Origin of the sequence: Streptomyces cavernicola (genome assembly GCF_029968035.1) — a bacterium.
In the GTDB taxonomy this organism is placed as follows: Bacteria; Actinomycetota; Actinomycetes; order Streptomycetales; family Streptomycetaceae; genus Streptomyces; species Streptomyces cavernicola.
The window spans coordinates 117831-144336 of record NZ_JASCIQ010000009.1; the positions used below are offsets into that span (position 1 = coordinate 117831).

The window sequence follows — 26506 nt, forward strand, 5'->3', positions numbered from 1 at the left end:
AAGTTACCCGGCAGTCTCCAAGACTGTCCAGAGTGGACGATCTGCGGAATGGGTCACAGCGCGCACCGCATGCGGCCGCGCGCCCGCGCGCTTCAGGCCGCGCCGTTGGACGCGGCGGCCGCGAAGGCGCCGCGGGCCAGGCGGTGCAGCAGCGTCGCCATCGCGGAGCGGCCGGGCAGCGGGCCGGGGCGGCTGAGGTGCGGCGTGGAGTTGAGCAGACCGAAGACGGCGTGCACGGTCGCGCGCGCCTCCGGCTCGATCAGGGTCGGGTAGACCTCGCGCACGACCTCCACCCACAACTCCACGTACTGGCGCTGGAGTTGGCGGACCAACTTGCGGTCGCTGTCGCGCAGCCGGTCCAGCTCGCGGTCGTGCAGGGTGATCAGCGGGCGGTCGTCGAGGGCGAAGTCGATATGACCCTCGATCAGCGAGTCCAGGAGCGCCTCGGCGGCGGCCCCGCCGTCCCGCGCCTCGGCCGCGCGCCGCTTGCCGCCCGTCAGGAGCCGGCCGCTGATGCCCACGAGGAGCTCGGCGAGCATCGCGTCCTTGCCCGCGAAGTGGCGGTAGAGACCCGGGCCGCTGATGCCCACGGCGGCCCCTATCTCGTCCACGCCGACGCCGTGGAAGCCACGCTCGGCGAAGAGGCGGGCGGCCTCCTTGAGGATCTGCTCGCGGCGAGTCAGGGCCGCGCTGGTGGTGCTCATGAATTCATTCTAGACAGGGCGGTTAGCGGTCGTTAACCTGGTGGTGCGAGTTAACGGTCATTAACGCCGCGCGAGGCCATGCAGGGGACGCGGCGCAGCGAAGCAGTGCGGGCAGGGCGGCACGGGGAAAGCAGCCGTGCAAGCAAGCAGCGGTACGAGCAAGGGAGCTCAGGCGATGCAGCAGGCACCGGTCCTGACGAGCGCGGCGGATCCCGCCTCGGAGGCCTGGCGGGCCAACGAGGCGGCGCACCACGCCCTCGTCGAGGAGTTGCGCGGAAAGCTCGCGCAGGCCGAGGCGGGCGGCGGCGAGAAGGCCCGCGCCCGGCACGTCGCGCGCGGCAAACTGCTGCCCCGCGACCGGGTGGACACCCTGCTCGACCCCGGCTCCCCCTTCCTGGAGCTGGCCCCGCTCGCGGCGGACGGGATGTACGGCGGGGACGCCCCGGCGGCCGGAGTGATCGCCGGGATCGGCCGGGTCTCGGGCCGCGAGTGCGTGATCGTGGCCAACGACGCCACGGTCAAGGGCGGCACGTACTACCCGATGACGGTCAAGAAGCACCTCCGCGCCCAGGCGGTGGCCCTGGAGAACCGCCTCCCCTGCGTCTACCTGGTGGACTCCGGCGGCGCCTTCCTGCCCATGCAGGACGAGGTCTTCCCCGACCGCGAGCACTTCGGGCGGATCTTCTACAACCAGGCGCAGATGTCCGGCCGGGGCATCCCGCAGATCGCCGCCGTCCTCGGCTCCTGCACGGCCGGCGGGGCGTACGTCCCGGCGATGAGCGACGAAGCGGTGATCGTGCGCAACCAGGGCACGATCTTCCTGGGCGGCCCGCCCCTGGTGAAGGCGGCCACCGGCGAGGTCGTGACCGCCGAGGAGCTGGGCGGCGGCGAGGTGCACTCGCGCACCTCGGGAGTGACCGACCACCTCGCCGAGGACGACGCGCACGCGCTGCGCATCGTGCGGAACATCGCGGCGACGCTCCCCGCGCGCGGCCCTCTGCCCTGGACCGTGACGCAGGCCGAGGAACCGAAGGTCGATCCGTACGGCCTGTACGGCGCGGTGCCGGTGGACTCGCGCACGCCGTACGACGTCCGGGAGGTCATCGCGCGCGTGGTGGACGGCTCCCGCTTCCAGGAGTTCAAGGCGGAGTACGGCACGACGCTTGTCACCGGCTTCGCGCGGATCCACGGCCACCCGGTCGGCATCGTCGCCAACAACGGCATCCTGTTCTCCGAATCCGCCCAGAAGGGCGCGCACTTCATCGAGCTGTGCGACCAGCGCGGCATCCCGCTCCTCTTCCTGCAGAACATCTCGGGCTTCATGGTCGGCAGGGACTACGAAGCGGGCGGCATCGCCAAGCACGGCGCCAAGATGGTCACGGCGGTGGCCACCACGCGCGTGCCGAAGCTGACGGTCGTCATCGGCGGTTCGTACGGCGCGGGCAACTACTCGATGTGCGGCCGCGCCTATTCGCCGCGGTTCCTGTGGATGTGGCCGAGCGCCAAGATCTCCGTGATGGGCGGCGAGCAGGCCGCCTCGGTGCTCGCGACCGTCAAGCGGGACCAGCTGGAGGCGCGCGGCGAGTCCTGGCCCGCCGAGGACGAGGAGTCCTTCAAGGCCCCGATCCGCGCGCAGTACGAGACCCAGGGCAACGCCTACTACGCGACGGCCCGGCTCTGGGACGACGGTGTGATCGACCCGTTGGAGACCCGCCAGGTGCTCGGGCTCGCCCTGACCGCCTGCGCCAACGCCCCCCTGCCCGAGAAGGACGACGCGGCGCCCGGCTTCGGCGTCTTCCGGATGTGAGGACCATGACTTCCACGACTTCGACGTCCACGCCCCTCGGCTCCGGGCCCGCGTCCGCCGCGCCGATGTTCGACACGGTGCTCGTCGCCAACCGCGGCGAGATCGCGGTGCGCGTCATCCGCACGCTGCGCGAGCTGGGGGTGCGCTCGGTCGCCGTGTTCAGCGACGCGGACGCCGACGCCCGGCATGTGCGTGAGGCGGACACGGCCGTGCGGATCGGCCCGCCCGCGGCAGCGGAGAGCTACCTGTCGGTGGAGCGGCTCCTCGAAGCGGCCCTCAGGACCGGGGCGCAGGCCGTGCACCCCGGGTACGGGTTCCTCGCCGAGAACGCCTCCTTCGCACGGGCCTGCGCCGAGGCCGGGCTGACCTTCATCGGCCCGCCCGCCGACGCCATCTCCCTGATGGGCGACAAGATCCGTGCCAAGGAGACCGTGCGCACCGCCGGCGTCCCCGTGGTCCCCGGTTCCTCCGGCTCCGGCCTGAGCGACGCCGAACTGGCCGCGGCGGCACGGGAGATCGGCATGCCGGTGCTCCTCAAGCCCTCGGCGGGCGGCGGCGGCAAGGGCATGCGGCTGACGCGCCTGGAGTCGGCGCTCCTGGAGGAGATCGCCGCCGCCCGGCGCGAGGCACGGGCCTCCTTCGGGGACGACACGCTGCTCGTGGAGCGCTGGGTCGACCGCCCCCGGCACATCGAGATCCAGGTCCTCGCCGACCGCCACGGGAACGTGATCCACCTCGGCGAGCGCGAGTGCTCCCTGCAGCGCCGCCACCAGAAGATCATCGAGGAGGCCCCGTCCGTCCTGCTCGACGAGGCCACGCGCGCGGCGATGGGCGAGGCCGCGGTCCAGGCGGCCCGCTCCTGCGGCTATGTCGGCGCGGGCACGGTGGAGTTCATCGTCCCGGGCGACGACCCCTCGGCGTACTACTTCATGGAGATGAACACCCGCCTTCAGGTGGAGCACCCGGTCACCGAGCTGATCACCGGGATCGACCTGGTCGAGTGGCAGCTGCGCGTCGCCGCCGGTGAGCAACTCCCCTACAAGCAGGACGACATCAGCCTCTCCGGGCACGCCGTGGAGGCCCGGATCTGCGCCGAGGACCCGGCCCGCGGCTTCCTCCCCTCCGGCGGCACGGTCCTCGCGCTGCACGAGCCGCAGGGCGGCGGGGTGCGTACGGACTCCGGTCTCACCGAGGGCACGGAGATCGGCAGCCTCTACGACCCGATGCTGTCCAAGGTGATCGCGCACGGCCCGGACCGTGCGACCGCCCTGCGCCGGCTGCGCGCCGCACTCGCCCGCACGGTCACCCTGGGCGTGCCGACCAACGCGGGCTTCCTGCGCCGCCTGCTCGCCCACCCGGCCGTGGTGGCCGGGGAGTTGGACACGGGCCTGGTCGAGCGGGTGGCGGACGAGCTGGTCGACGCGACGGTGCCCGACGAGGTGTACGAGGCGGCGGCCGCCGTGCGCCGGGAGTCGCTCGCGCCGGAGGGCGGCGGCTGGGTCGACCCGTTCTCGGTGCCCTCGGGCTGGCGGCTCGGCGGGACACCCGCACCGCTCGGCTTCGACCTGCGCGTGCCGGGCCTGGAACCGGTCACCCGCGCGGTGAGCGACGAGGGCGCCCGGGTCACCGAGGACCGGGTGACGGTCACGCTCGACGGTGTCGCGCACACCTTCCACCGCGCGGGCGACTGGCTGGGCCGGGACGGCGACGCCTGGCATGTGCAGTCGTACGACAGAGTCGCGGCCTCCCTCACCGGCGCCGCGCACGCCGGGGTGGACGCGATGACGGCCCCGATGCCCGGCACGGTCACGGTGGTGAAGGTGGCCGTGGGCGATCAAGTGGCCGCCGGGCAGAGCCTGTTGGTGGTCGAGGCGATGAAGATGGAGCACGTCATCTCCGCACCGCACGCGGGCACGGTCACCGAACTCGACGTGACGCCCGGGACGACGGTCGCCATGGACCAGATCCTCGCGGTGGTCGCGCCGGACGAGGACGGGGCCGAAGACAGGGCCGAGGACGCCTCGAAGGGCGAGCCCCGCCCCACGGACGAGGAGGCCGCGCGATGACCACCGAGACTCATGCCGGCGAGGGCCCCGCCGCGCTCCCCATGTCGATCCCGGCCCCCGGGCTGCCCGCGCGGGTGCGGATCCACGAGGTGGGTGCGCGGGACGGGCTGCAGAACGAGAAGGCGACGGTGCCGACGGCCGTCAAGGCGGAGTTCGTGCACCGGCTCGCCGCGGCCGGCCTCGGCACGGTCGAGGCGACCAGCTTCGTGCACCCCAAGTGGGTGCCCCAACTCGCCGACGCCAAGGCGCTGTTCCCGCAGCTGCAGGACATCGAGGGCGTTCACCTGCCGGTGCTCGTACCGAACGAGCGCGGCCTCGACCGAGCCCTGGACCTGGGCGCGCGCCGGATCGCGGTCTTCGGTTCCGCCACGGAGTCCTTCGCGCGGCGCAACCTCAACCGCTCGGTGGCGGAGTCCCTGGCGATGTTCGCGCCGGTCGTCGCGCGGGCCAAGGACGCCGGGGTGCACGTACGCGGCTATCTGTCGATGTGCTTCGGCGACCCCTGGGAGGGGCCCGTCGCCCTCGGCCAAGTGGTGCGTGTGGCCAAGGAGTTGATGGATCTCGGCTGTGACGAGCTGAGCCTCGGCGACACCATCGGCGTGGCCACCCCCGGCCATGTGAGCGCCCTCCTGACCGGGCTCAACGAGGCGGGCGTCGGCACCGAGACCATCGGCGTGCACTTCCACGACACCTACGGCCAGGCGCTCTCCAACACCCTGGCCGCCCTGCAGTACGGAGTGACCACCGTGGACGCCTCCGCGGGCGGGCTCGGCGGCTGCCCGTACGCGAAGAGCGCCACCGGGAACCTCGCCACCGAGGACCTGGTGTGGATGCTGCACGGCCTCGGCATCGAGACCGGAGTCGACCTCGCCGCACTCACCGCCACCAGCGTGTGGCTCGCCGGACACCTGGGCCGACCCAGCCCGTCCCGCACCGTCCGGGCCCTCGCCGGGGCGGAGCAGCCGCAGAACACCGAGGCCCACAAGGCCGCACAGAAAACCGAGGAGTGACCACCATGTCCCTGGACCACCGGCTCTCCGCCGAGCACGAAGAACTGCGGCGCACCGTCGAGGAGTTCGCCCATGACGTGGTCGCCCCCAAGATCGGCGACTACTACGAGCGGCACGAGTTCCCGTACGAGATCGTCCGTGAGATGGGGCGGATGGGCCTCTTCGGGCTGCCGTTCCCCGAGGAGTACGGCGGCATGGGCGGGGACTATCTCGCCCTCGGCATCGCCCTGGAGGAGCTGGCGCGGGTCGACTCCTCGGTGGCGATCACCCTGGAGGCCGGGGTGTCCCTCGGTGCGATGCCGGTGTTCCGCTTCGGCACGGAGGAACAGAAGCGGGAGTGGCTGCCGCGGATGTGCTCCGGCGAGATCCTCGGCGCGTTCGGGCTCACGGAGCCGGAGTGCGGTTCGGACGCGGGCGGCACACGGACGACGGCGGTGCGGGACGGCGACCAGTGGGTGATCAACGGCACGAAGTGCTTCATCACCAACTCGGGTACGGACATCACCGGTTTGGTGACGGTGACCGCGGTGACCGGCCGGACCGAGAGCGGCAAGCCGCTGATCTCGTCGATCATCGTGCCGTCGGGCACGCCCGGGTTCACGGTCGCGGCGCCGTACTCGAAGGTGGGCTGGAACGCCTCGGACACCCGGGAGTTGTCCTTCGCGGACGTGCGGGTTCCGGTGGAGAACCTGCTGGGCACGGAGGGCCGCGGATACGCGCAGTTCCTGCGGATCCTGGACGAGGGCCGGATCGCCATCTCGGCTCTGGCGACGGGACTCGCGCAGGGCTGTGTCGACGAGTCGCTGCGGTACGCGAAGGAGCGGCGGGCCTTCGGGCGGCCGATCGGGGACAACCAGGCGATCCAGTTCAAGCTGGCCGACATGGAGATGAAGGCGCACACCTCCCGACTGGCCTGGCGGGACGCGGCCTCGCGCCTGACGAGCGGGGAGGCGTTCAAGAAGGAGGCGGCGCTGGCGAAGCTGTACTCGTCGACGGTCGCGGTCGACAACGCGCGGGAGGCCACGCAGATCCATGGTGGGTACGGGTTCATGAACGAGTTCCCGGTGGCGCGGATGTGGCGGGACTCCAAGATTCTTGAGATCGGGGAGGGGACGAGTGAGGTTCAGCGGATGCTGATCGCTCGGGAGTTGGGGCTCACTGGTTGAGCCCACGCCCCCACCGGGCCGGTCGTTTCCTACCTGGCGCGCCGGCCCCGCCCTCCTTAAAGATTGCGCAGTTCCCCGCGCCCCTTAAAGCAGAAACCAGGGGTGGACCAATCGCTTCCGTGGAGCTTAGGTTAGGTTAACCTAACGCCGACTTCGCGCCAGGTGCGTTGTCCTGTCCACGAAAGCAGACTCGACATGTCCCAGTCCCGAGCCACCCACCTCCCCCGCCGCGGCCTCCTCGCCGCCGGTGGCGCCGTCTCCCTCGGTGCTCTGCTCGTCGCCTGCGGCGGCAAGAAGGCGGAGGGCGGCTCGGGGGCCGGGAGCGGAAAGAAGGGCCCCTGGTCCTTCAAGGACGACCGGGGCAAGACCGTGAAGACGGACGCGGTGCCGACGAACATCGTCGCGTTCACCGGCACCGCGGCCGCGCTGTACGACTACGGCATCAAGGTCAAGGGCGTCTTCGGCCCCACCAAGGGCAAGGGCGGCAAGCCCGACGTCCAGGCCGGCGACATGGACATCAGCGAGCTGGAGATCCTCGGCAACGAGTGGGGCCAGTTCAACGTCGAGAAGTACGCGGCGCTCGCGCCCGAGGTGCTGATCACGGACATGTGGCTGAAGGACGCGCTCTGGTACGTGCCGGACGAGTCCAAGGACAAGATCCTGAAGCTCGCCCCGAGCGTCGCGCTGTGGGCCGCCGAGACCACGATGCCCAAGGCCCTGCAGCGCCGCGCCGACCTCGCCGAGTCGCTCGGCGCGGACCTGAAGGCGAAGCAGGTCACCGACGCGAAGGCCCGGTTCGAGAAGGCCGCCGAGCGACTGCGGCAGGCTGCCAAGGCCAGGCCGGAGATCAAGGTCATGATCGGCTCGGCCAGCGCCGACCTGTTCTATGTCTCGCTCGCGAAGACGTCCGCCGACACCCGGTACTTCCAGGAGCTCGGCGTGAAGTTCGTCGAGCCGAAGGTGAACGCGCAGGGCTTCTTCGAGGAGCTCAGCTGGGAGAACGTCGACAAGTACGACGCGGACGTCATCATCATGGACAACCGCACCTCGGCCATCCAGCCGGCCGACCTCGACAAGTCCAAGCCGACCTGGAAGAAGCTGCCCGCCGTGCAGGCCGGCCAGGTCATCCCCCGCGTCACCGAGCCCATCTACTCGTACGACAAGTGCGCGCCGATCCTCGAGGACCTGGCGAAGGCCATCGAGGATGCGAAGAAGGTCTCGGGCAAGGACGCCAAGTGATCCGCCCCCAGGCGTCGTTGGCTCCGTTCCGGCTGTTCCGGATCGAGGTCGAGCGGGTGGTGCGGCTGTCGCCGTCGCTCGTACGGGTGACGTTCACCGGGCCCGAGCTCGGCGCGTTCGCCTCCGGCGGGCTCGACCAGAGCCTGTCGCTGTTCCTGCCGCGGCCCGGCCAGTCCGAACCGCTGCTGCCGCCGGCCGACGAGCACCGGGACGACCCTGCGGGGTGGTACGCGGCGTATCGGGCGATGCCGGACGACACGCGGGCCGTGATGCGCTCGTACACGGCGCGTGAGCAACGGCACAGCCCCGCCGGGGAGTTGGACATCGACTTCGCGGTGCATCCGGACGGCGGCCCGGCGTGCGCATGGGCGGAGCGGGCCGAGCCGGGCGACCGGGTCGCGGTGCTCGGCCCCACCGGGCCGAACAACAGCGGCATACGGTTCCGGCTCCCCGAGAGCGCCGAGTGGCTGCTGATGTGGGCCGATGAGACGGCACTGCCCGCGGCGGCGGCGATTCTGGAGTCGTTGCCGCCGGGCCTGCGCGTGAAGGCCTGGCTCGAAGTGCCTTGCGTGGGCGATCAGTTGGAGTTGAAGACTGCCGCTGATGCGGAAGTCACGTGGCTTGTGCGTGAAGTCACGGAGGCGTCCGGGGCGCATCGGACTGAGCGAACCGTTGAGGCGGTTCGGGCCGCCTCCCTGCCCGAGTCTCGGCCGTATGCCTGGATTGCCGGGGAGGCGGGGACCGTCAAGGCGTTGCGTCGGCATCTCGTGCGTGAGCGGGAGTTCGACCGACGGTCCGTGAGCTTTACCGGGTACTGGCGGCTCGGTGTGACCGAGGACGGGCTGCGTGCGGAGGCTGAGGCTTCCGGCTAAGCGTCTGCCTCAACTGCCGTCGCCCGGCTGCGAGTTCGTCGTGGCTTGTCGCGCAGTTCCCCGCGCCCCTACGGGGCGCCACCCCGAGCACCAAGGCCCGAGCCCCACCGAAAACTTCCCCAAACTCGATGCCCCCGTACGACGGTCCGTGCGGGGGCATCGTCCTGTCCGGATGTGCCCCCGAGCGCCCCTGGCGCGCCCCCCGGTGCCGGAGTGACTCTATGGGTCTGCCGTGGAGAAGCGACTTAAGGTTAGGCTAACCTAAGCCCACTGCCTCGGAGCTGTGCCCGCCGTATGGGCATGGCCCAACGTCCCCTCTTGGGAGGACCGTTCATGAGTCTCCTCGCGCCCAGGTCTCATCTGCTCAACGGCCTGAACGCGGAGGCCTACCGCCGCTGCATCGCCGAAGGCGCCGAGCGCGTCGCCACCCGACTCGCCACCGCCGAGGGCCCGTTCACCGGGATCACGCCCGAGCGGCTCGCCCCTGCCATCGACGCCGTGGACCTGGACCACCCGCTCCACGACCCGTCCGCCGCGCTGGACGAGCTCGAAGAGACCTACCTGCGCGACGCGGTCTACTTCCACCACCCGCGTTACCTCGCCCACCTCAACTGCCCCGTGGTCATCCCCGCGGTGCTCGGCGAGGCCGTGCTCAGCGCGGTCAACTCCTCGCTCGACACCTGGGATCAGTCCGCCGGGGCCACGCTGATCGAGCGCCGCCTGATCGACTGGACCGCGCAGCGCATCGGCCTCGGCCCGGCCGCCGACGGGGTGTTCACCAGCGGCGGTACGCAGTCCAACCTGGAGGCGCTGCTGCTCGCCCGGGAGGAGTGCAAGACCGACGACCCGGCGAAGCTGCGGGTGTTCGCCTCCGAGTGCAGCCACTTCAGCGTGCAGAAGTCGGCGAAGCTGCTCGGCCTGCCCGCCGATTCCGTGGTGGCCGTGCCGTGCGACCGCGACAAGCGGATGCGGACCGTGGCCCTCGCCCACGAGCTGGAGAAGTGCGCACGCGACGGGTTCACGCCGATGGCGATCGTGGCCACCGCCGGCACCACCGACTTCGGCTCCATCGACCCGCTCCCCGAGATCGCCGAGCTGGCCGACCGGCACGACACGTGGCTGCACGTGGACGCGGCGTACGGCTGCGGGCTGCTCGTCTCGCTCAAGAACCGAGCGCTGCTCGACGGGATCGAGCGGGCCGACTCCGTGACCGTCGACTACCACAAGTCGTTCTTCCAGCCGGTGAGTTCGTCCGCCGTGCTCGTCCGGGACGGGGAGACGCTGCGGCACGCCACGTACCACGCGGAGTACCTCAACCCGCGGCGCACCGTCGCCGAGCGGATACCGAACCAGGTGGACAAGTCGCTGCAGACCACGCGCCGGTTCGACGCCCTGAAGCTGTGGATGACGCTGCGCGTGCTCGGCGCCGACGGGATCGGCGAGCTCTTCGACGAGGTCTGCGAGCTCGCCGCGGACGGCTGGCGGCTGCTCGCCCTCGACCCGCGCTACGACGTGGTCGTGGAGCCGCAGTTGTCCACGCTCGTCTTCCGGTACATCCCGCAGGACGTCACCGACCCGGCCGAGATCGACCGCGCCAACCTGCATGCCCGTAAAGCCCTGTTCGCCTCCGGGGACGCGATCGTCGCCGGCACGAAGGCGGGCGGGCGGCACTACCTGAAGTTCACCCTGCTCAACCCCGAGACCACCACCGCCGACATCGCCGCAGTCCTCGATCTGATCGCGGGCCACGCCGAGCAGTACCTGGGAGACTCCCTTGTCCGAGCCTCGTGAGACCTACGACCTGATCGGTATCGGGCTCGGGCCCTTCAACCTGGGCCTGGCCTGTCTGGCGGAGCCGCTCGACGAGCTGAACGCGCTCTTCCTCGACTCCAAGCCGGACTTCGACTGGCACTCCGGGATGTTCCTGGAGGGCGCGCATCTGCAGACGCCGTTCATGTCGGACCTGGTCACCCTGGCCGATCCGACCTCGCCGTACTCCTTCCTCAAGTACCTGAAGGAGTCGGGGCGGCTCTACTCGTTCTACATCCGCGAGAACTTCTATCCGCTGCGCACCGAGTACAACGACTACTGCCGCTGGGCCGCCGCGCAGCTGACCTCCGTACGCTTCGGCACCACGGTCACGGAGGTCCGCCACGAGGACGGGCTGTACGTGGTGACGACCGCCGCAGGGGACACGTACCGCACCCGGCACCTCGTGCTCGGCACGGGCACGCCGCCGTACGTCCCGGAGGCCTGTGAGGGGCTCGGCGGGGACTTCATCCACAACTCCCGCTACATGCAAGCCAAGCAGGAGCTGGTGAAGAAGGAGTCGATCACCCTCGTCGGCAGCGGGCAGAGCGCCGCCGAGATCTACCTCGACCTGCTCAGCTCCATCGACGAGTACGGCTACCGGCTCAACTGGGTCACGCGCTCCCCGCGGTTCTTCCCGCTGGAGTACACGAAGCTGACCCTGGAGATGACCTCCCCGGAGTACATCGACTACTTCCGCGCGCTGCCCGAGGAGACCCGCTACCGCCTGGAGCGCAGCCAGAAGGGCCTGTTCAAGGGCATCGACGGGGACCTGATCGACACGATCTTCGACCTGCTCTACGAGAAGAACGTCAAGGGCCCGGTCCCGACCCGCCTGATGACCAACACCGCACTCCAGAGCGCCAGTCACGAGGACGGCCCCCAAGGCGGCGGCCAGTACCTGCTCGGCCTGCGCCAGGAGGAGCAGGGCGAGGAGTTCCAGCTCCGCACCGACGGGCTGATCCTCGCGACCGGCTATCGCTACCAGGTGCCGGAGTTCCTCGACCCGATACGCGAACGGCTGCGCTTCGACGGCCAGGGCCGCTTCGACGTGGCCAGGAACTACAGCATCGACACCACCGGGCGCGGCGTGTTCCTGCAGAACGCCGGCGTGCACACGCACTCCATCACCAGCCCCGACCTGGGCATGGGCGCCTACCGCAACTCGTACATCATCGCCGAGCTCCTGGGCCGGGAGGCCTACCCGGTCGAGAAGGCCATCGCCTTCCAGGAGTTCGCGGCACCGAAGGGCACCGTCTCATGAGCCTCGACACCCCACCCGAGGTAACCGACCCCACTTCGCCCGAGCTGCTCGACCAGCTGCTCGCGCGCCAGGAGCGGCGCGAGTCCGCCGCCCGCACCTACGCCCGTACGCTGCCGGTCGCCCCGGTGCGCGCGCTCGGCGCGCAGGTCACGGGCGCCGACGGCCGTACGTATCTCGACTGCCTGTCCGGCGCGGGCACGCTCGCGCTCGGGCACAACCACCCCGACGTGGTCGCCGCGATCCGGGCCGACCTGGACTCCGGCGTCCCGCTGCACGCGCTCGACATGATCACGCCGCAGAAGGACGCCTTCACCGAGGAGCTGCTCACCCGGCTGCCCGGCGGACTGCGCGACGAGGCCCGGCTGCACTTCTGCGGCCCCGCCGGCACGGACGCCGTCGAGGCCGCGATCAAGCTGGCGCAGGCGGCGACCGGGCGGCGCGGGATCGTGGCGTTCAGCGGCGCGTACCACGGCATGACCGTCGGCGCCTCGGCCGTGTCCGGGCCCGAGCGGATGCGCTCCACGGTGGGCGCGGACGCGCTGCCGGTGACGCGGATCCCCTTCCCGTACGCGTACCGCTGCCCGTTCGGGGTCGGCGCACCGCAGTCCGGGGAGCTGTCGGCGCGGCTCCTGGAGAGCTTCCTGTCCGACCCGAGCAGCGGCGTGACCGAGCCTGCTGCCGTGATCCTGGAGGTCGTCCAGGGCGAGGGCGGCGTCATCGAGGGCCCGGACGCATGGCTGCGGGAGGTCCGCCGGATCACCGCGGAGCGCGGCATCGTCCTGATCGTCGACGAGGTGCAGACCGGCGTGGGCCGCACCGGGAACTTCTGGGCCTGCGAGCGGGCCGGGGTCACCCCGGACGTCCTCGTCATGTCGAAGGCGGTCGGCGGCGGGCTTCCGCTCGCGGTCCTCGCCTACCGGCCCGAGCTCGACCGGTGGCTGCCCGGCGACCACACCGGCACGTTCCGCGGCAACACCCTCGCGATGACGGCCGGCCGGGTCACCCTGCGCACCGTCGCCGAGCAGCAGCTGCCCGAGCGGGCCGCGAAGCTCGGGGAACGGCTCCGCCTCGGCCTGCGTCAACTCGCCGATGAACACCCGCAGTTCGGTGACGTACGAGGGCGTGGGCTGATGAACGGCGTGGAGCTGGTCGACCCGGACGCCGCGCCCGACCGGCTCGGGTCCCGGCCCGCGGACCCGGTGTTCGCCCGACGCCTGCGCGCGGCCTGCCTGCGGCAGGGGCTGATGCTGGAGCTGGGCGGCCGCTCGGACAGCGTGCTGAGGCTGCTGCCGCCGCTGGTCCTCACGGACGCCGAGCTCGACTCGCTCCTGGAGCGGATCGCCGCGGCGGTGCGGGACGCGGAGCGTGCCGCGTGAACGACCAGACGAACAGCACAGCGGCCGTGCACCCCGCGAGCGTCGCCGGGTCCACCGAAGGCCCGGCCGCGCTGCGGCAGTTGACCGCCGTCGTGCTCACCGCGCTCGCCGACGGCGCGGTGGAGCGCGGCGGCCCGCTGCCGGCCGGCGGCCCGGACGCGGTCGCCGCCGACGTACGGGCGCACTGCTCGCCCGTGCTGCCCGCCGAGGGCGTCGGGGCCGAGGACGCGCTGCGCGGGCTCGTGCAGGCCGTGACGCGCGGCGCCGCCGACCCGTCCGACCCGCACTGTGTGGCGCATCTGCACTGCCCGCCGCTCGCCGTGGCGGCGGCCGCCGACCTCGCGGCGTCGGCGCTGAACCCGTCGATGGACTCCTGGGACCAGGCGCCGGCGGCCGGCGTCGTCGAGGAAGAGGTCACCAAGTCCCTTGCGGAGCTGGTGTATCCGGGGCCGGACAGGACGCCGGACGCGCTGATCACCAGCGGCGGCACCGAGTCCAACCTGGTGGCGCTGCTGCTCGCCCGGGAGCGGGCGCGGGCCGCCGGGGAGCGCACCGTGCAGGTGGTGTGCGGGGCCAACGCGCACCACTCCGTACAGCGTGCCGCCTGGATGCTGGGCCTGCCGACCCCGGCGGTCGTGGACTGCCCGGCAGGCCGGATGGATCCGCGCTCCCTGGACCGGGTGCTCGGCGCGTACGCCGGGATGCCGGTGCTCGTGGTCGCCACCGCGGGCACCACGGACGAGGGCCTGATCGACCCGCTGCCCGAGCTCGCCGACGTCGCCTCGGCGCACGGCGCGGAGCTGCACGTGGACGCCGCGTACGGCGGTCCGCTGCTGTTCAGCGACGCGCTCGCGCCGCGGCTCGCGGGCCTTGACCGGGCCGTGTCGGTCACGTTCGACCTGCACAAGCTGGGCTGGCAGCCGGTCGCGGCCGGCATCCTCGCCGTACGGGACGCGCGCCAGGTCGACCATCTCTCGTTCCAGGCCGACTACTTGAACGCGGACGACGACACCGAGGCGGGCCTGCCCGACTGGCTCGGCCGGTCCATCCGCACCTCGCGCCGCCCGGACGCCCTGAAGATCGCGGTGACGCTGCGCGCGCTCGGCCGCAAGGGCCTGGGCGACCTGGTCGAGCACTGCGTACGGACCGCGCGGGACTTCGCCGCGGCCGTCGAGGCGCACCCGGAGCTGCGGGTCCGGGCCGGCGAGCCGGGCATCAGCACGGTCCTGTTCCGCCCGCGCGCGGCCGACGCCCTGCCCGCCGCGGAAGGGGACGCCCTGGTCGCGGCGGTACGGCGGCGGCTGCTCGACGAGGGGCGCGGCGTGGTCGGCCGCGCCGTCGCCGAGGACCCCGAAACCGAAGGCCCGGAAAGGAAGTTGTGGCTGAAGGCCACGCTTCTGCACCCGCGCACCGGAGCCGTCGACCTGGCCGCCCTGCTCAAGCTGGTCGCCCACTGCGCGGCCGAGGAGAGCGCCGCGATTCCAGAACAGCAGTCCGTACAGCAGTCCGTACAGCAGCCCGCCCAGCAGTCCGCCTCCGAAGACCTCAGGACCCGCACCCAGGGAGTCCCCCAGTGAGCACCGCACCCGACAAAGCCCTCGTCGAAGACGCGTACGAAGAGCCGTACGAGGAGACCTTCGACCTGGTCGGCGTGGGCATCGGCCCCTTCAACCTGTCGCTCGCCGCGCTCGCCGACGGCGTGCCGGGCCTGCGCACCGCCTTCCTCGAACAGCGCACGGCGTTCCACTGGCACCCGGGCCTGCTGATCGAGGGCGCCACGCTCCAAGTGCCGTTCCTCGCCGACCTGGTGAGCCTGGTGGAGCCGACCAGCCCGTGGTCGTTCCTGAACTGGATCAAGACCAAGGAGCGGCTCTTCCCGTTCTACTTCGCGGAGAAGTTCCACATCCAGCGCGCCGAGTACGACGCGTACTGCCGTTGGGTCAGCGGGCAGTTGGCGTCCTGCCGGTTCGGGCACCAGGTGGACACGGTCCGCTGGGACGAGGGGCGCGGCGCGTTCGAGGTGGGCTTCACGCGGCTCGACGAGGACGGCGGCGCGGAGGGCGTGGGCCGGTACTTCGCCCGGCACCTGGCGCTCGGCGTGGGCACCGCGCCGAAGGTGCCGCAGGCCCTGCGCGCGCTCGCCGACGACCCGGCCGCGCCGGTGTGGCACTCGGCCGAATACCTGGCCAGGCGGCCCGAGTTGCTGGCCGCCGAGCACATCACGGTGGTCGGCTCGGGCCAGTCGGGCGCGGAGGTCTTCCTCGACCTGCTCCGGCACCGCCCGCAGGGCAACGAGGGCCTGACATGGCTCGCCCGTACGGAGGCGTTCGCGCCGATGGAGTACAGCAAGCTGGGCCTGGAGCAGTTCACGCCCGACTACACGCGCTACTTCCACGGACTGACCGAGCCCGTTCGGGACGAACTCATGCCGCGCCAGTGGCAGTTGCACAAGGGCGTCAGCGGGGACACGCTCGGCGAGATCCACGACGAGCTGTATCTGCGCACCCTGGACGGCGGCTGGCCGGACGCCGCGCTCACCCCCGGGGTGTCCGTGGACTCGGCGGAGCGCAGCGGCAACCGGCTGCGGCTCGGCCTCAGCCACGCCCAACAGCAGGCCGAGGCGCATCTGGTGACGGACGCGGTGGTGGCGGCGACGGGGTACGCGGAGCGGCCCGTGGACGGCCTGATCGAGCCGCTGCTCGCCCATCTGGCGCGGGACGGCTCGGGCCGCCCGGAGATCGACGCCCGGCACCGGCTCGTGTTCGACGGCGAGGTGGGCGGCTCGGTGTTCGTGCAGAACGCGGAGCGGCACACGCACGGCGTGGGCGCGCCCGACCTGGGCCTCGCCGCCTGGCGTTCCGCCGTGATCCTCAACTCCCTTACGGGCGAGGACGTTTACCCGCTGCCGCAGCGGACCGCTTTCACGACCTTCGGCCTGGCGCCGTCCGGTTCGGCGGCGCCGGAGGAGAGCCGCCACCAGGGCTTGCGAACCAAGTAAGCCTTACCTAAGTTAGTCATCGGCCGTCCGATCCGTCCCGTACCCGCGGCCGTCGGACCGGTCGCAAACAGAAAGAGACCTTCCATGAGCAGCTCGCCAGCGGCCACCCCGGAGCACGCCGCCGACGCCGCCGCCACCGAGAACCTGCTGCGCTGCTGGATCCGCGAGACCGCGGTGGAGCGCCCCGCCGGCGACCTTCTGACGGTGCCTCTGCCCGCCTCCGGCGTCACGGTCGAGGCCCCCGTCCGGTACTGGTCGCCCGTCGGCTGGCACCGCTTCGGGCCCGCCCGCGTCCAGGGCGCCGGCACCCCGCTCGCCGCGTCCGCGCTCGCCGCCCTCATCGCGGTCGAGACGGCCGCCGCGGACCCGGCCCAGGTGGCCGACCTGACGGCGCGGGTCGCCGACTCCACGCGCCGTACCGCCGAGTTCGTGCGGCAGCGCGCCGAGAGCCCGGCCGACCCCGAGGGCACGACGGCGTTCCTCGCCGCCGAGCAGGCCCTGATCACCGGGCACCCGCTGCACCCGACGCCGAAGAGCCGCGAGACCCTCACGGACGCCGAACTCGCCGCGTACTCCCCGGAGTTGCGGGGCTCGTTCGCGCTGCACTGGTTCGCCGCCGACCCGTCGGTGGTCAGCGCCGACTCGACGCTCGCGGGCCGTACCGCGCAGGGCCTGATGGTCGAGCTCGCGGCATTGGACGGGGGGGCCGCGCAGGCGCCCGCGGGCACCGTCCTCGTCCCGGCGCACCCGTGGCAGGCCAAGGACATCCTGACGCGCCCGGCCGTGCGCGCCCTGCTCGACGCCGGGCTGCTGCACGACCTGGGCCAGGCAGGCCCCGAGTGGTCGCCGACCTCTTCCGTACGCACGCTCTACCGCGCCGACGCCCCGGTGATGCTGAAGTTCTCGCTCGGCCTGCGCATCACCAACTCACGGCGCGAGAACATGCGCGTGGAGCTGGAGCGCGGCGCCGCCATCGACCGGCTCCTCGCGGCCGGCCTCGGCGACACGCTGCGCGCCGAGCACCCGGGCTTCGACATCGTGCGGGACCCGGCGTGGATCGCCGTGGACGGGACCGACGGCTCCGCCACCGGCCTGGACGTCGTGGTCCGCGACAACCCGTTCCCCGCCGCCCCGGACGCCGTCCAGGCGGTGTGCGCCGCGGGCCTCGTGGCACCGCGCCCCGACCTCGGCCCGGACGCGCCCTCGCAGCTCGCCTCGGCCGTACGCGGTCTCGCCGAGCGCACCGGGCGCGGCGTCGCCGACGTGGCCGAGGACTGGTTCGCCCGCTATCTCGACACGGTCGTCACCCCGGTCCTGTGGCTGTACGCCACGTACGGCCTGGGTCTTGAGGCGCACCAGCAGAACACCCTCGTCGTCCTCGACGAGGAGGGCTGGCCCGTCGGCGGCCGCTACCGCGACAACCAGGGCTACTACTTCTCCCCCACCCGCTCCGCCGAGCTCTACGGCTGGGTGCCTCAGGTGGGCCGCGACCTCGGCACGTACGTCGACGACGAGGTGATCGACGAGCGGCTCGCCTACTACGTCGGCATCAACAACATGCTCGGCATGGTCGGCGCGCTCGGCTCGCAGGGCCTCGCGGACGAGCACGCGCTGCTCCGCCGCGCCGCCGAGGTCCTCGGCAAGCTGGCCGCCGAGCACGGCGACCGGCTGCGCCTCGCCACCACCCTGCGCACCGCCGAGACCCTGCGCTGCAAGGCGAACCTGCTCACGCGCGTCCAGGGCATGGACGAGCTGACCGGCCCGCTCGAGGCCCAGTCGGTGTACGTGGACCTCGCCAACCCCCTTGCCGGAGCGACCCGATGACAACAACGCCAACGACGCCGACTTCCTTCACCGCACCGCTGCGGGCCGAGCTCGACGAGGGCGTGTTCACGTTGCGCCCCGTCGACCCGGTCGGCGACCTGGCCGACGTGCACGGCTGGATGAACGACCCTGAGGTGGCGCGCTTCTGGGAGATGCCGCTGCCCGAGCAGCAGATCGAGGCCTACCTGCGCGAGCAGCGCGCCAGCGCCCACTCGACCCCGTACCTGGGCTGCATCGACGGTACGCCGATGAGCTACTGGGAGCTGTACCGCGCGGACCTCGACCCGCTCGCCGCGCACTACGCCGCCAAGCCGCGCGACGCCGGCGTGCACCTGCTCCTCGGCCCGTCCGACTTCCGCGGCCGCGGCCTCGGCGCACGCCTGCTCCGCGCGGTCTCCGACTGGCAGCTCGCGGTCGAGCCGTACGCGGAGCGGGTCGTCGCCGAACCGGACGTCCGCAACATCCGCTCGGTGCGCGCCTTCGAGCGTGCCGGGTTCCGCAAAGTCCGCGAGCTGGACCTGCCGGACAAGCGGGCCGCGTTCATGGTTCGCGAGCGCAGCGCGTGAACCGGGGAGTGCTGCTGTGCGCGGCCGGCCTGCACATGGCCACGCAGTCGGCCCTCGCGCCGTTCTACCCGAAGCTGTTCCGTGAGGCCTTCGGCGTACGGGAGTTCGGCGCGACCGGCGGGTTCCTGATGGTGTGCCAGCTGGCGGCGATCGTGGCCCTGCCCCTGTGGGGCCGCGCGACCCGCCACTACCCCCTGGCCCGCCTGGTCACGGCCGGCCAGAGCGCGGCGGTACTCCTCGCGGCGTCGCTTGCGCTCGCCCCGAACTTCGTTGCGTTCACGACCCTTTCGGTCCTCCTGATCGCGGCGAAGTCGGTGGTCCTCCTCGCCTACCCGTCCATCGCCAGAAGCCATGCAAAAGGCCTGTTCCCAGGCGTACTTCAGTACGTAGCGGTTCTGCATGCGGCATCGATCGCGGCGACGCTCCTTGGCACGGTGGTGGTAACAGTCCCGAACCCGCGCACGGCACTTCCCTTGCTGGCGGTGGCAGAGCTGGGCCTGCTGTGTCTCCTGTCCGTTGTGGGCAGGCGTTCCGCAGACCGCACCCCCACCCCCGCTACCGCTGTGGGCAGGCGTTCCGCACGGCGGACCCCCACCCCTTCCCCCTCCACCGCTGTGGGCAGGCGTTCCGCAGGGCGATGGGGGTCCCCCCTGCTCGAGCGAAGCCGAGAGCTTGGGGGAGGGTGGGCACAGCCCCACGACGGCGGTCAGACGCCCGACAAGTTCAGGTTGGCCTACCTGGCGGCAGTCGTCCTCACGTACGCAGTAGCCGTATACGCCGTACGCCCGTACTTCACCGAGTACGCAACAGCCGGCGGCACCAGCACGCAAGAGGCCGCGTTCCTCTTCGTACTCCCCCACATCGCCGTACTGGCAGTGCTCCCCGCCGCAACCGCCCTGCGGGCAAAGCTGGGCAGCGCCCTGCTGCCGACTTCCCTGGCCCTCGGCGCAGCGACCCTCGCCTGGCAGGCGGCAACCACCGACCCCCTGGTCCTGGGCGCAGCCCGAGTCCTGTTCGGCGCGGCCCTGGGCCTCAGCCAAGTAGCCCTGGACCACCGCGTGTTGAAGACCTCCGGCGAGAGCCAGACGTACAGCCTGATCGCCACAGCCCAGACCGCAGGTCTCCTCCTGGCCCCCCTCGTCGCCACCTTCACCGCGAAAGCGGACCTCACCGGCCCTCTCCTCGCAGGCGCAGCCCTCCTCACACTCCTCGCCCTGCTCACCCCGACCGAAAGGCACCACCCGCATGAGCACGCACCCCGTCCCCGAACTCCACGACGTGTCGCCGGAGTCCTGGCGCGAGGCGAATCGTCGGCTGCTCGCCAAGACCCTGTCGGAGTTCGCGTTCGAGGAACTGATCAAGCCCGAAGCGCTTGAGGACGGCCGCTACCGGGTCGACCTGGACAGCGGCGTGTCGTACGTCTTCGGCGCGACGCAGGGCGCGCTGGGCGGCTGGCAAGCCGACAAGGACTCCGTGACGCGCGGCGCCGCCGGTCTGCTCGGCAACGAGATATCCACCCCGGCCTGGGACGCGCAGCAGTTCCTGGTCGACTGCGCGGACACCATCGGCACGGACGCCCCGACCCTCGGCATGTACCTCACCGAGCTGTCCGCGACCCTCGCCGTGGACGCCGCCCGGATCGAGCACGGCGGTGCGAGCGCGGCCGAGCTGGCCAAGCTGGGCCACGCCGAGCTGGAGTCCCACATGACCGGCCACCCCACGCTCGCCGCGAACAAGGGCCGCATCGGCTTCTCCGCGTCCGACGTGCGTGCGTACGCCCCCGAGTCGCAGCAGCTCGTCCACCTGCAGTGGATCGCCGTGCACCGCGGCCTCGCCGAGTTCCGCGGCACCTCGGAGCTGAGCGAACAGGGCGTCACCGCACACGAGTTGAGCCCCGGGGAGATCCAGAGCTTCCGTACGGTGATCGAGGCGCGCGGCTGCGACCCGGACGCGTACGTGTGGATGCCCGTGCACCCCTGGCAGTGGGACCACGCCGTACAGGTGCTCTTCGCGGGCGAGGTCGCGCAGGACCGGATCATTCCGCTCGGCGCGTCCAAGGACGGCTACCTGCCGCAGCAGTCGGTGCGCACCATGACGAACATGGCGGCGCGCGAGCGGTACGACGTGAAGCTCCCGCTGAAGATCGTCAACACCCTGATCTGGCGCGGCATCCCGCCGCACTGCACCCAGGGCGCCCCCGTCACCACCCAGTGGCTGACCGGGCTGCTCGACAAGGACCCGGTGCTCCGCGACGACCTGCGGACCGTGTTCCTCGGCGAGATCGCCTCGGTGACCGTGCGCCACCCGTACCTGGACCGCGTCCCGGACATGCCGTACCAGCACCTGGAGGCCCTCGGCTGCATCTGGCGCGACTCGGTCTCCTCCCGCAAGGACGAGAACGAGCGGGTCCGCACCTTCGCCTCGCTGCTGCACGTCGACGAGCACGGCACGGCCTTCGCCGCCCAACTCGCCCGCGCCTCCGGCCTGTCGGCCGAGGACTGGCTGCGCAAGCTGTTCGAGACGGTCCTGCACCCGGTGCTGCACGTGATGTACACCTACGGCATCACGTTCAATCCGCACGGCCAGAACACCCTGATCGGATACGACGAGAACGACGTACCGCGGCGCCTGTTCCTCAAGGACTTCGTGGACGACGTGTCCGTCACGCACACCCCGGTCCCCGAGCGCGGCCCCGAGCCGGACGGCTACGACCACGTGCTGCCGCGCAAGAACCCGGTCGTCATCCGCCAGCACGTCGTCGACCAGCTGCTCCTCGGCCACTTCCGCTACCTCGCCCCGCTGGCCGCCGAGCAGCTGGGCGTCGAGGACGCCAAGTTCTGGCAGCTGGTGCGGGACGCGGTGGTCGCGTACCACAAGCAGTTCCCGGAAAAGGCGGACCGGTTCGCGGAGTTCGACATGCTGGCCGACGACTTCCCGCGCTACCCGTTCAACACGGACCGCCTCGTCGTCACCAAGTACGTCGACCGCGCCCTGCGCCACGCCCTGCGGCCCAACGGCACCGTCCCCAACCCCCTTGCGGAGCAGGCCTGATGAGCGTCGAGATCAGCGCGAAGGGCCTCACCCTCGGGCACGGGGGTGAGCCCGTCGCCCGGGACATCGACCTGGAGCTGACGCCGGGCGAGGTGACCGCCCTGGTCGGCCCGAACGGCTCGGGCAAGTCCACGCTGCTGCGCGCCCTGGCCCGGCTGCACGCCCCGCAGTCCGGCGCGATCGTCCTGGACGGGCGCGACCTGGACGCGTACAAGCCGCGCGAACTGGCCCGCAAGCTCAGCTTCCTGACCCAGTCGCCGCTCATCCCGGCGGGCGTCACCGTGCAGGAGCTGGTCGCCTACGGCCGCCACCCGCACCAGGGCGTCCTGGCCCGCTCCACCAGCGACGAGGACCGCGAGGCGATCAGTTGGGCGCTCGATGCGACCAAGCTGCACCCGCTCGCCGAGCGCCCCCTGGACCAGCTGTCCGGCGGCGAGCGGCAGCGCGCCTGGATCGCGATGGCCCTGGCCCAGCGCACCGGCCTGCTCCTCCTGGACGAGCCGACCACGTTCCTCGACATCCGCTACCAGATCGAAGTCCTGCGCCTGGTACGGAAGTTGGCGGACGAGCACGGCATCACCGTGGCCGTCGTGCTGCACGAGCTGAACCAGGCCGCCGCGTACGCCGACTCCATGGCGGTGCTCGCGGGCGGCCGGATCGTGGCCCGCGGCGAGCCCGCCGAGGCGCTCACCGTCGACACGATCCGTACGGCCTTCGGCATCGAGACGACGGTCTCCCTCGACCCCCACACAGGTGTCCCCACCTGTCTGCCGACGTGGCGCGAGCCCGCGCCCGCGGCTGCTTCCTGATCCGCTCACCTCACTCCTCTAGGAACCTCATCCATGCGTAGAACCCTCACCGCCCTGGTGGCCGCGTCCGCCCTCGCCCTCACCGCCTCCGCCTGCGGCTCCGCAGCCGACCAGGCCGGTGGCGGCGGCGACGGCAAGAAGGACTCAGCGGGCTCCGGCAAGGGCTCGATCACCGTCGAGGACGTCAAGGGCGAGCAGAAGCTCGACGGCCCGGCGAAGAAGGTCGTCGCCCTGGAGTGGACGTACGCCGAGGACCTGCTCGCGCTCGGCGTGCAGCCCACCGGTGTCGCCGACATCAAGCAGTACGACCAGTGGGTGACGGCCGGCCCGCGCTTCGACAAGTCCACCAAGGACGTCGGCACCCGGCAGGCCCCGAGCCTGGAGTCCATCAAGGCCCTCAAGCCGGACCTGATCGTCACGTCGAAGATCCGCTCCGAGGCCAACCTCAAGCAGCTGAAGGAGATCGCGCCGACGCTGATGTTCGACCCGTACTCCACGGACAGCGAGTACGAGGAGATGCAGACGACGCTGAAGACCCTCGGCACCGCCACCGGCAAGGAGGCCGCGGCGGACAAGGCGCTGAAGGACCTCGACGGCAAGATCGCCGCGGCGAAGAAGAAGCTGGCCGACGCGGGCAAGGACGGCGAGAAGGTCACCGTCGCCCGCGGCTACACCACCGACGGCGCCGCCACCGTGGAGATCCTCACCGAGTCCACCATCCCCGGCGCGCTGCTCCCCAAGCTCGGCCTGGAGAACGGCTGGAACGGCAAGGCCGACGCGTACGGCATGAGCAAGGTCGATGTGGAGGGCTTCAAGCCGGTCGAGAAGTCCTCGCTCGCCTATGTGGCCGCGAAGAACGACGACGTGTTCGCCAAGTCCCTTCCCAAGAACGCCCTGTGGAAGAACCTGGACTTCGTGAAGAAGGACCGCGTGCACGCCCTCGACCCGGGCACCTGGTTCTTCGGCGGCCCCTACTCGACGGCCCAGGCGGCGGACGAGATCGCCGCGGCCCTCACCAAGTGACCTGAAGTGATCTGACAGGGCTCCCCTTTCGACGCTCCCCTTTCGACCGAACAGGTTCCATGACCTCCACAGCTCCTGAGAAGCCCGTGGACGTTGCCGCCCCGGTCCGGACAGCCCGCGCGCTGTCCGGACCGGTCGCGGTCGTTCTGGGCGGCGTCCTCGCGCTGCTGCTCGTCGCGGCGCTCCACCTCGGCCACGGCCGCTCCGACACCGGCCTGTTCGACCTCGTCCGGCTGCTCTTCGGCGCGGGCGACGCGGACACCCGGTCCGTGCTGCTCGGCGGCCGCCTCCCCCGCACCCTCGCGGGCCTCGCGGCGGGCGCGGCCTTTGCCCTGTCCGGCGCGCTCCTGCAGTCCTCCGTACGCAATCCGCTGGCCGCGCCCGACACGCTCGGCGTGACCGCGGGCGCGTATCTCGCGGTGGCCGTCGCAGCGATCACCGGCCTGTCCCTCGGCGACCTGCCGCGCGGCGCGGTCGCCTTCGTCGGCGGACTCCTCGCGGCGGCCCTCGTCCACACGGTCGCGGGCGGCTCCCGGGGACGGCCCGCGCACCTGGTCCTCGCGGGCGTCTCCGTCACCCTCGCCCTGTCGTCGGTGACGGCCGTCCTCGTCATGCTCTTCCAGGAGGAGACCGGCGCGATCTTCTTCTGGGGCCACGGCTCCCTCGCGGTGTCCGACAGCGACCGCTCCCTCGCCGTACTGCCGCTGCTCGGCGCGGGGTTGCTCGCCGGACTGCTGCTCGCCCGCTCCCTCGACATCCTCGGCACCGGCGACGAGACGGCCCGCGCGCTCGGCGTGCATGTGGGCCGCACCCGCATGCTCACCGTGCTGCTCTCCGTCTTCATGGCGGCCATCGCGGTCTCGGTGACCGGCCCGATCGGCTTCATCGGCCTGGCCGCCCCGCACCTGGTCCGCTTCGCGGGCGTCCGCAAACACGCGGTGCTGCTGCCCGCGGCGATGCTGTGGGGCGCGACGCTGCTGCTCGCCGCCGACCTGCTCGCCCGCGTCACCTCGCCCACGGGCAACGAGGTCCCGGCCGGCGTGGTGACCGCGCTCTTCGGCGCCCCGGTCTTCCTGTGGCTGGCCCGCCGCCTGCCCGCCGAACCGGCCGCCCCCGGAACGGTGTTGACCCCCACCCGCCGCCCCCTGCCCTTCCCTGCGGTCCTCGCGGCGGGCGGCGTGCTGCTGTGCGCGGTCCTGTACGCGGGGCTCGTCCTGGGCGACATCTCGGTGCCGTGGTCGCAGATACCCGGCATCCTCACCGGCGGCGGGGACGCACTCCTCGGCCCGGTCGTCCTGGAGTACCGCCTGCCCCGCCTCCTGGTGGCCGCACTGGCGGGCGCGCTGCTCGCCGTCGCGGGCGGCATCGTGCAGACGGTCTCCCGCAACCCGCTCGCCGACCTGACCGTGATGGGCGTCAGCGGCGGCGCGGGCTTCGGCGCGGCCCTCATCCTGGTCGCCCTGCCCGCGGTGCCGTACGCCCTGCTCCCGGTCGCCGCGCTGATCGGCGGCACGGCGGCGTTCGCGCTCACCTACGGGCTGTCCCGCCGCAAGGGCTCGGTGGCCCCGGAGCGCCTGGTCCTCGTCGGCATCGGCTGCTTCGCGCTGACGACGGCGGCCACCAACTACCTGGTCTCGGGCGCCCGTTTCCAGGTCGCGCAGGCCCTGACGTGGCTCTCGGGCTCGACGTACGCGAGAGACACGACGGACCTCTCGCTCCTGGCGGTCGTAGCGGCGGCAGGCATCCCGCTGCTCTTCCTCTCCTTCCGCCGCATGGACCTCCTGGCCCTCGGCGAGGACACCCCGCGCACCCTCGGCGTCCCCCTGGAGCGCACCCGCCTCGCGGTCCTCACCCTCGCGGTGGCGCTCGCGGCGTGCGCGGTGGCGGTGGTCGGCACGGTCGCCTTCGTCGGCCTGGTCGCCCCGCACGCGGCCCGCATGCTCACCGGCTCCCGCACCCACCGCCTCCTGCCCACGGCAGCGGTCCTGGGCGCGACGCTGATGGTGACGGCGGACGTGGTCGGCCGCGTGGCGACAGCCCCCGCGGAAATCCCCTCGGGCCTGCTCGCGGCCCTGATCGGAACGCCGTATTTCGTATGGCAGTTGAGGCGCGGGAGGCGTACGGCCTAGACCACGCGCCCCACACGCAACCGGCGCCCGGGAGACGGTCCTCCCGGGCGCCGGCGTCTCACAGCGGCAGGTCGTCGGGCAGCACCCGGAACGCCTTGTGCCGGCCCAACGGGCGCACGGCCCGGAAATCGCGGCGGTCGAGCGTGAGGACGGCGTCGGTGTCGTAGTCAGCGGCGAGGGCCACGTTCACGGCGTCCGCCAGATCCAGGTCGAGACCGCGGTAGCGGGCGCGCACGGACTGGGCGACCCCCAGGTGGTCCTCCGTGATCTCGGGGACCGCGACGCGACCACGGCGCATCCAGAGCCGGATGTCGTCGACCGCGCTGAGCGCGGCTTCACGGCCGATCTCGCGAGTGGCCACATGGTCGATCTCGGCAAGCAGCAGGGGGGACATCACCAGCAGGCCCGCCGCCATGATCGCTTCGTTCGACGACTGGTGCTCAGGGTGGCGCGAGTCGAGCGCCGCCAGGAGCCCGGAGGTGTCCGCGATGACGATGATCACGCGGCAGTCCCGTCCTCGCGGCCTACGGCGTCGGCGACGGCATCGCGCACATCAGCCTTGGTGGGGGTGCGGCCGGACCCTTCAAAAGTGCGCGAGAAGAGGGGCTCGTCCCAGACACGGTTGGCCATGGCCGCGAGGTGAATGCCCTGGCGGATGATCTCGGCCTCACTGATCCCTCGCCGCTTCGCCGCCTCCTTGATGATGGCGAGGTCTTCCGGGTCGGCGTAGACGTTGGTTCGCTTCATGGACATGTACCAATGCTAGCCCATGTACCAGATCGATGTATGTCGG

At 71.8% G+C, this 26506-nt stretch carries 21 protein-coding genes; 18 read left to right on the forward strand and 3 right to left on the reverse strand.

What is annotated here, in order from left to right; translation table 11 throughout:
• Nucleotides 1-92: 92 nt before the first annotated feature.
• Complete coding sequence (locus QIS96_RS10885; protein ID WP_282542273.1) at nucleotides 93-704, reverse strand: SACE_7040 family transcriptional regulator; 612 nt, start codon at nucleotides 702-704, stop codon at nucleotides 93-95.
• A 175-nt stretch (nucleotides 705-879) separates the two neighbouring features.
• On the opposite strand from QIS96_RS10885, the gene QIS96_RS10890 reads away from it, so the two are divergent.
• From QIS96_RS10890 to QIS96_RS10975, 18 genes are all read left to right on the forward strand, one after another.
• On the forward strand, nucleotides 880-2511 hold the full coding sequence (locus QIS96_RS10890) for a carboxyl transferase domain-containing protein (protein WP_282542274.1): 1632 nt from the start codon (nucleotides 880-882) through the stop codon (nucleotides 2509-2511).
• Between the two features lie 65 nt (nucleotides 2512-2576).
• The gene (locus QIS96_RS10895; RefSeq protein WP_282542352.1) at nucleotides 2577-4577 is read left to right on the forward strand and encodes an acetyl-CoA carboxylase biotin carboxylase subunit; all 2001 of its coding nucleotides are present in this window, start codon (nucleotides 2577-2579) and stop codon (nucleotides 4575-4577) included.
• On the forward strand, nucleotides 4574-5587 hold the full coding sequence (locus tag QIS96_RS10900; RefSeq protein ID WP_282542275.1) for a hydroxymethylglutaryl-CoA lyase: 1014 nt from the start codon (nucleotides 4574-4576) through the stop codon (nucleotides 5585-5587). The genes QIS96_RS10895 and QIS96_RS10900 overlap by 4 nt, the downstream gene beginning before the upstream one ends.
• 5 nt (nucleotides 5588-5592) lie before the next feature.
• Complete coding sequence (locus tag QIS96_RS10905; RefSeq protein ID WP_282542276.1) at nucleotides 5593-6753, forward strand: acyl-CoA dehydrogenase family protein; 1161 nt, start codon at nucleotides 5593-5595, stop codon at nucleotides 6751-6753.
• A gap of 195 nt (nucleotides 6754-6948) precedes the next feature.
• On the forward strand, nucleotides 6949-7992 hold the full coding sequence (locus QIS96_RS10910; protein WP_282542277.1) for an ABC transporter substrate-binding protein: 1044 nt from the start codon (nucleotides 6949-6951) through the stop codon (nucleotides 7990-7992).
• A complete protein-coding gene (locus QIS96_RS10915) occupies nucleotides 7992-8864 on the forward strand; it encodes a siderophore-interacting protein (protein WP_282542353.1) in 873 nt (290 codons plus the stop codon). Before QIS96_RS10910 ends, QIS96_RS10915 begins: the two co-directional genes overlap by 1 nt.
• Nucleotides 8865-9197: 333 nt before the next feature.
• Entirely contained in the window at nucleotides 9198-10655 is a 1458-nt protein-coding gene (locus QIS96_RS10920; RefSeq protein ID WP_282542278.1) for a pyridoxal phosphate-dependent decarboxylase family protein, read from the forward strand.
• Entirely contained in the window at nucleotides 10639-11937 is a 1299-nt protein-coding gene (locus QIS96_RS10925; RefSeq protein ID WP_282542279.1) for a lysine N(6)-hydroxylase/L-ornithine N(5)-oxygenase family protein, read from the forward strand. Before QIS96_RS10920 ends, QIS96_RS10925 begins: the two co-directional genes overlap by 17 nt.
• Nucleotides 11934-13313, forward strand: coding sequence for a diaminobutyrate--2-oxoglutarate transaminase family protein (locus QIS96_RS10930; RefSeq protein ID WP_282542280.1), 1380 nt, complete (start codon nucleotides 11934-11936; stop codon nucleotides 13311-13313). The genes QIS96_RS10925 and QIS96_RS10930 overlap by 4 nt, the downstream gene beginning before the upstream one ends.
• A complete protein-coding gene (locus tag QIS96_RS10935; RefSeq protein WP_282542281.1) occupies nucleotides 13310-14890 on the forward strand; it encodes a pyridoxal phosphate-dependent decarboxylase family protein in 1581 nt (526 codons plus the stop codon). The genes QIS96_RS10930 and QIS96_RS10935 overlap by 4 nt, the downstream gene beginning before the upstream one ends.
• On the forward strand, nucleotides 14887-16311 hold the full coding sequence (locus tag QIS96_RS10940) for a lysine N(6)-hydroxylase/L-ornithine N(5)-oxygenase family protein (RefSeq protein ID WP_408907157.1): 1425 nt from the start codon (nucleotides 14887-14889) through the stop codon (nucleotides 16309-16311). Before QIS96_RS10935 ends, QIS96_RS10940 begins: the two co-directional genes overlap by 4 nt.
• Nucleotides 16312-16395: 84 nt before the next feature.
• The gene (locus tag QIS96_RS10945; protein WP_282542282.1) at nucleotides 16396-18135 is read left to right on the forward strand and encodes an IucA/IucC family protein; all 1740 of its coding nucleotides are present in this window, start codon (nucleotides 16396-16398) and stop codon (nucleotides 18133-18135) included.
• Nucleotides 18132-18701 carry a GNAT family N-acetyltransferase gene (locus tag QIS96_RS10950; RefSeq protein WP_282542283.1) on the forward strand — a complete coding sequence of 190 codons (570 nt, stop codon included), beginning with the start codon at nucleotides 18132-18134 and terminating at the stop codon, nucleotides 18699-18701. The genes QIS96_RS10945 and QIS96_RS10950 overlap by 4 nt, the downstream gene beginning before the upstream one ends.
• Nucleotides 18698-20077 carry an MFS transporter gene (locus QIS96_RS10955; protein WP_282542284.1) on the forward strand — a complete coding sequence of 460 codons (1380 nt, stop codon included), beginning with the start codon at nucleotides 18698-18700 and terminating at the stop codon, nucleotides 20075-20077. The genes QIS96_RS10950 and QIS96_RS10955 overlap by 4 nt, the downstream gene beginning before the upstream one ends.
• Nucleotides 19980-21752, forward strand: coding sequence for an IucA/IucC family protein (locus QIS96_RS10960; RefSeq protein WP_282542355.1), 1773 nt, complete (start codon nucleotides 19980-19982; stop codon nucleotides 21750-21752). Before QIS96_RS10955 ends, QIS96_RS10960 begins: the two co-directional genes overlap by 98 nt.
• Nucleotides 21752-22561 carry an ABC transporter ATP-binding protein gene (locus tag QIS96_RS10965; RefSeq protein WP_282542285.1) on the forward strand — a complete coding sequence of 270 codons (810 nt, stop codon included), beginning with the start codon at nucleotides 21752-21754 and terminating at the stop codon, nucleotides 22559-22561. Before QIS96_RS10960 ends, QIS96_RS10965 begins: the two co-directional genes overlap by 1 nt.
• A 33-nt stretch (nucleotides 22562-22594) precedes the next feature.
• On the forward strand, nucleotides 22595-23584 hold the full coding sequence (locus QIS96_RS10970) for an ABC transporter substrate-binding protein (RefSeq protein WP_282542286.1): 990 nt from the start codon (nucleotides 22595-22597) through the stop codon (nucleotides 23582-23584).
• Between the two features lie 59 nt (nucleotides 23585-23643).
• Nucleotides 23644-25713, forward strand: a complete 2070-nt coding sequence (locus QIS96_RS10975; RefSeq protein WP_282542287.1) for an iron ABC transporter permease — start codon at nucleotides 23644-23646, stop codon at nucleotides 25711-25713.
• 58 nt (nucleotides 25714-25771) lie between these two features.
• Here the strand turns inward: QIS96_RS10975 and QIS96_RS10980 are convergent, their stop codons facing one another.
• The gene (locus QIS96_RS10980) at nucleotides 25772-26215 is read right to left on the reverse strand and encodes a PIN domain-containing protein (protein WP_282542288.1); all 444 of its coding nucleotides are present in this window, start codon (nucleotides 26213-26215) and stop codon (nucleotides 25772-25774) included.
• The gene (locus QIS96_RS10985; protein ID WP_282542289.1) at nucleotides 26212-26466 is read right to left on the reverse strand and encodes a ribbon-helix-helix domain-containing protein; all 255 of its coding nucleotides are present in this window, start codon (nucleotides 26464-26466) and stop codon (nucleotides 26212-26214) included. Before QIS96_RS10985 ends, QIS96_RS10980 begins: the two co-directional genes overlap by 4 nt.
• Nucleotides 26467-26506: the final 40 nt, after the last annotated feature.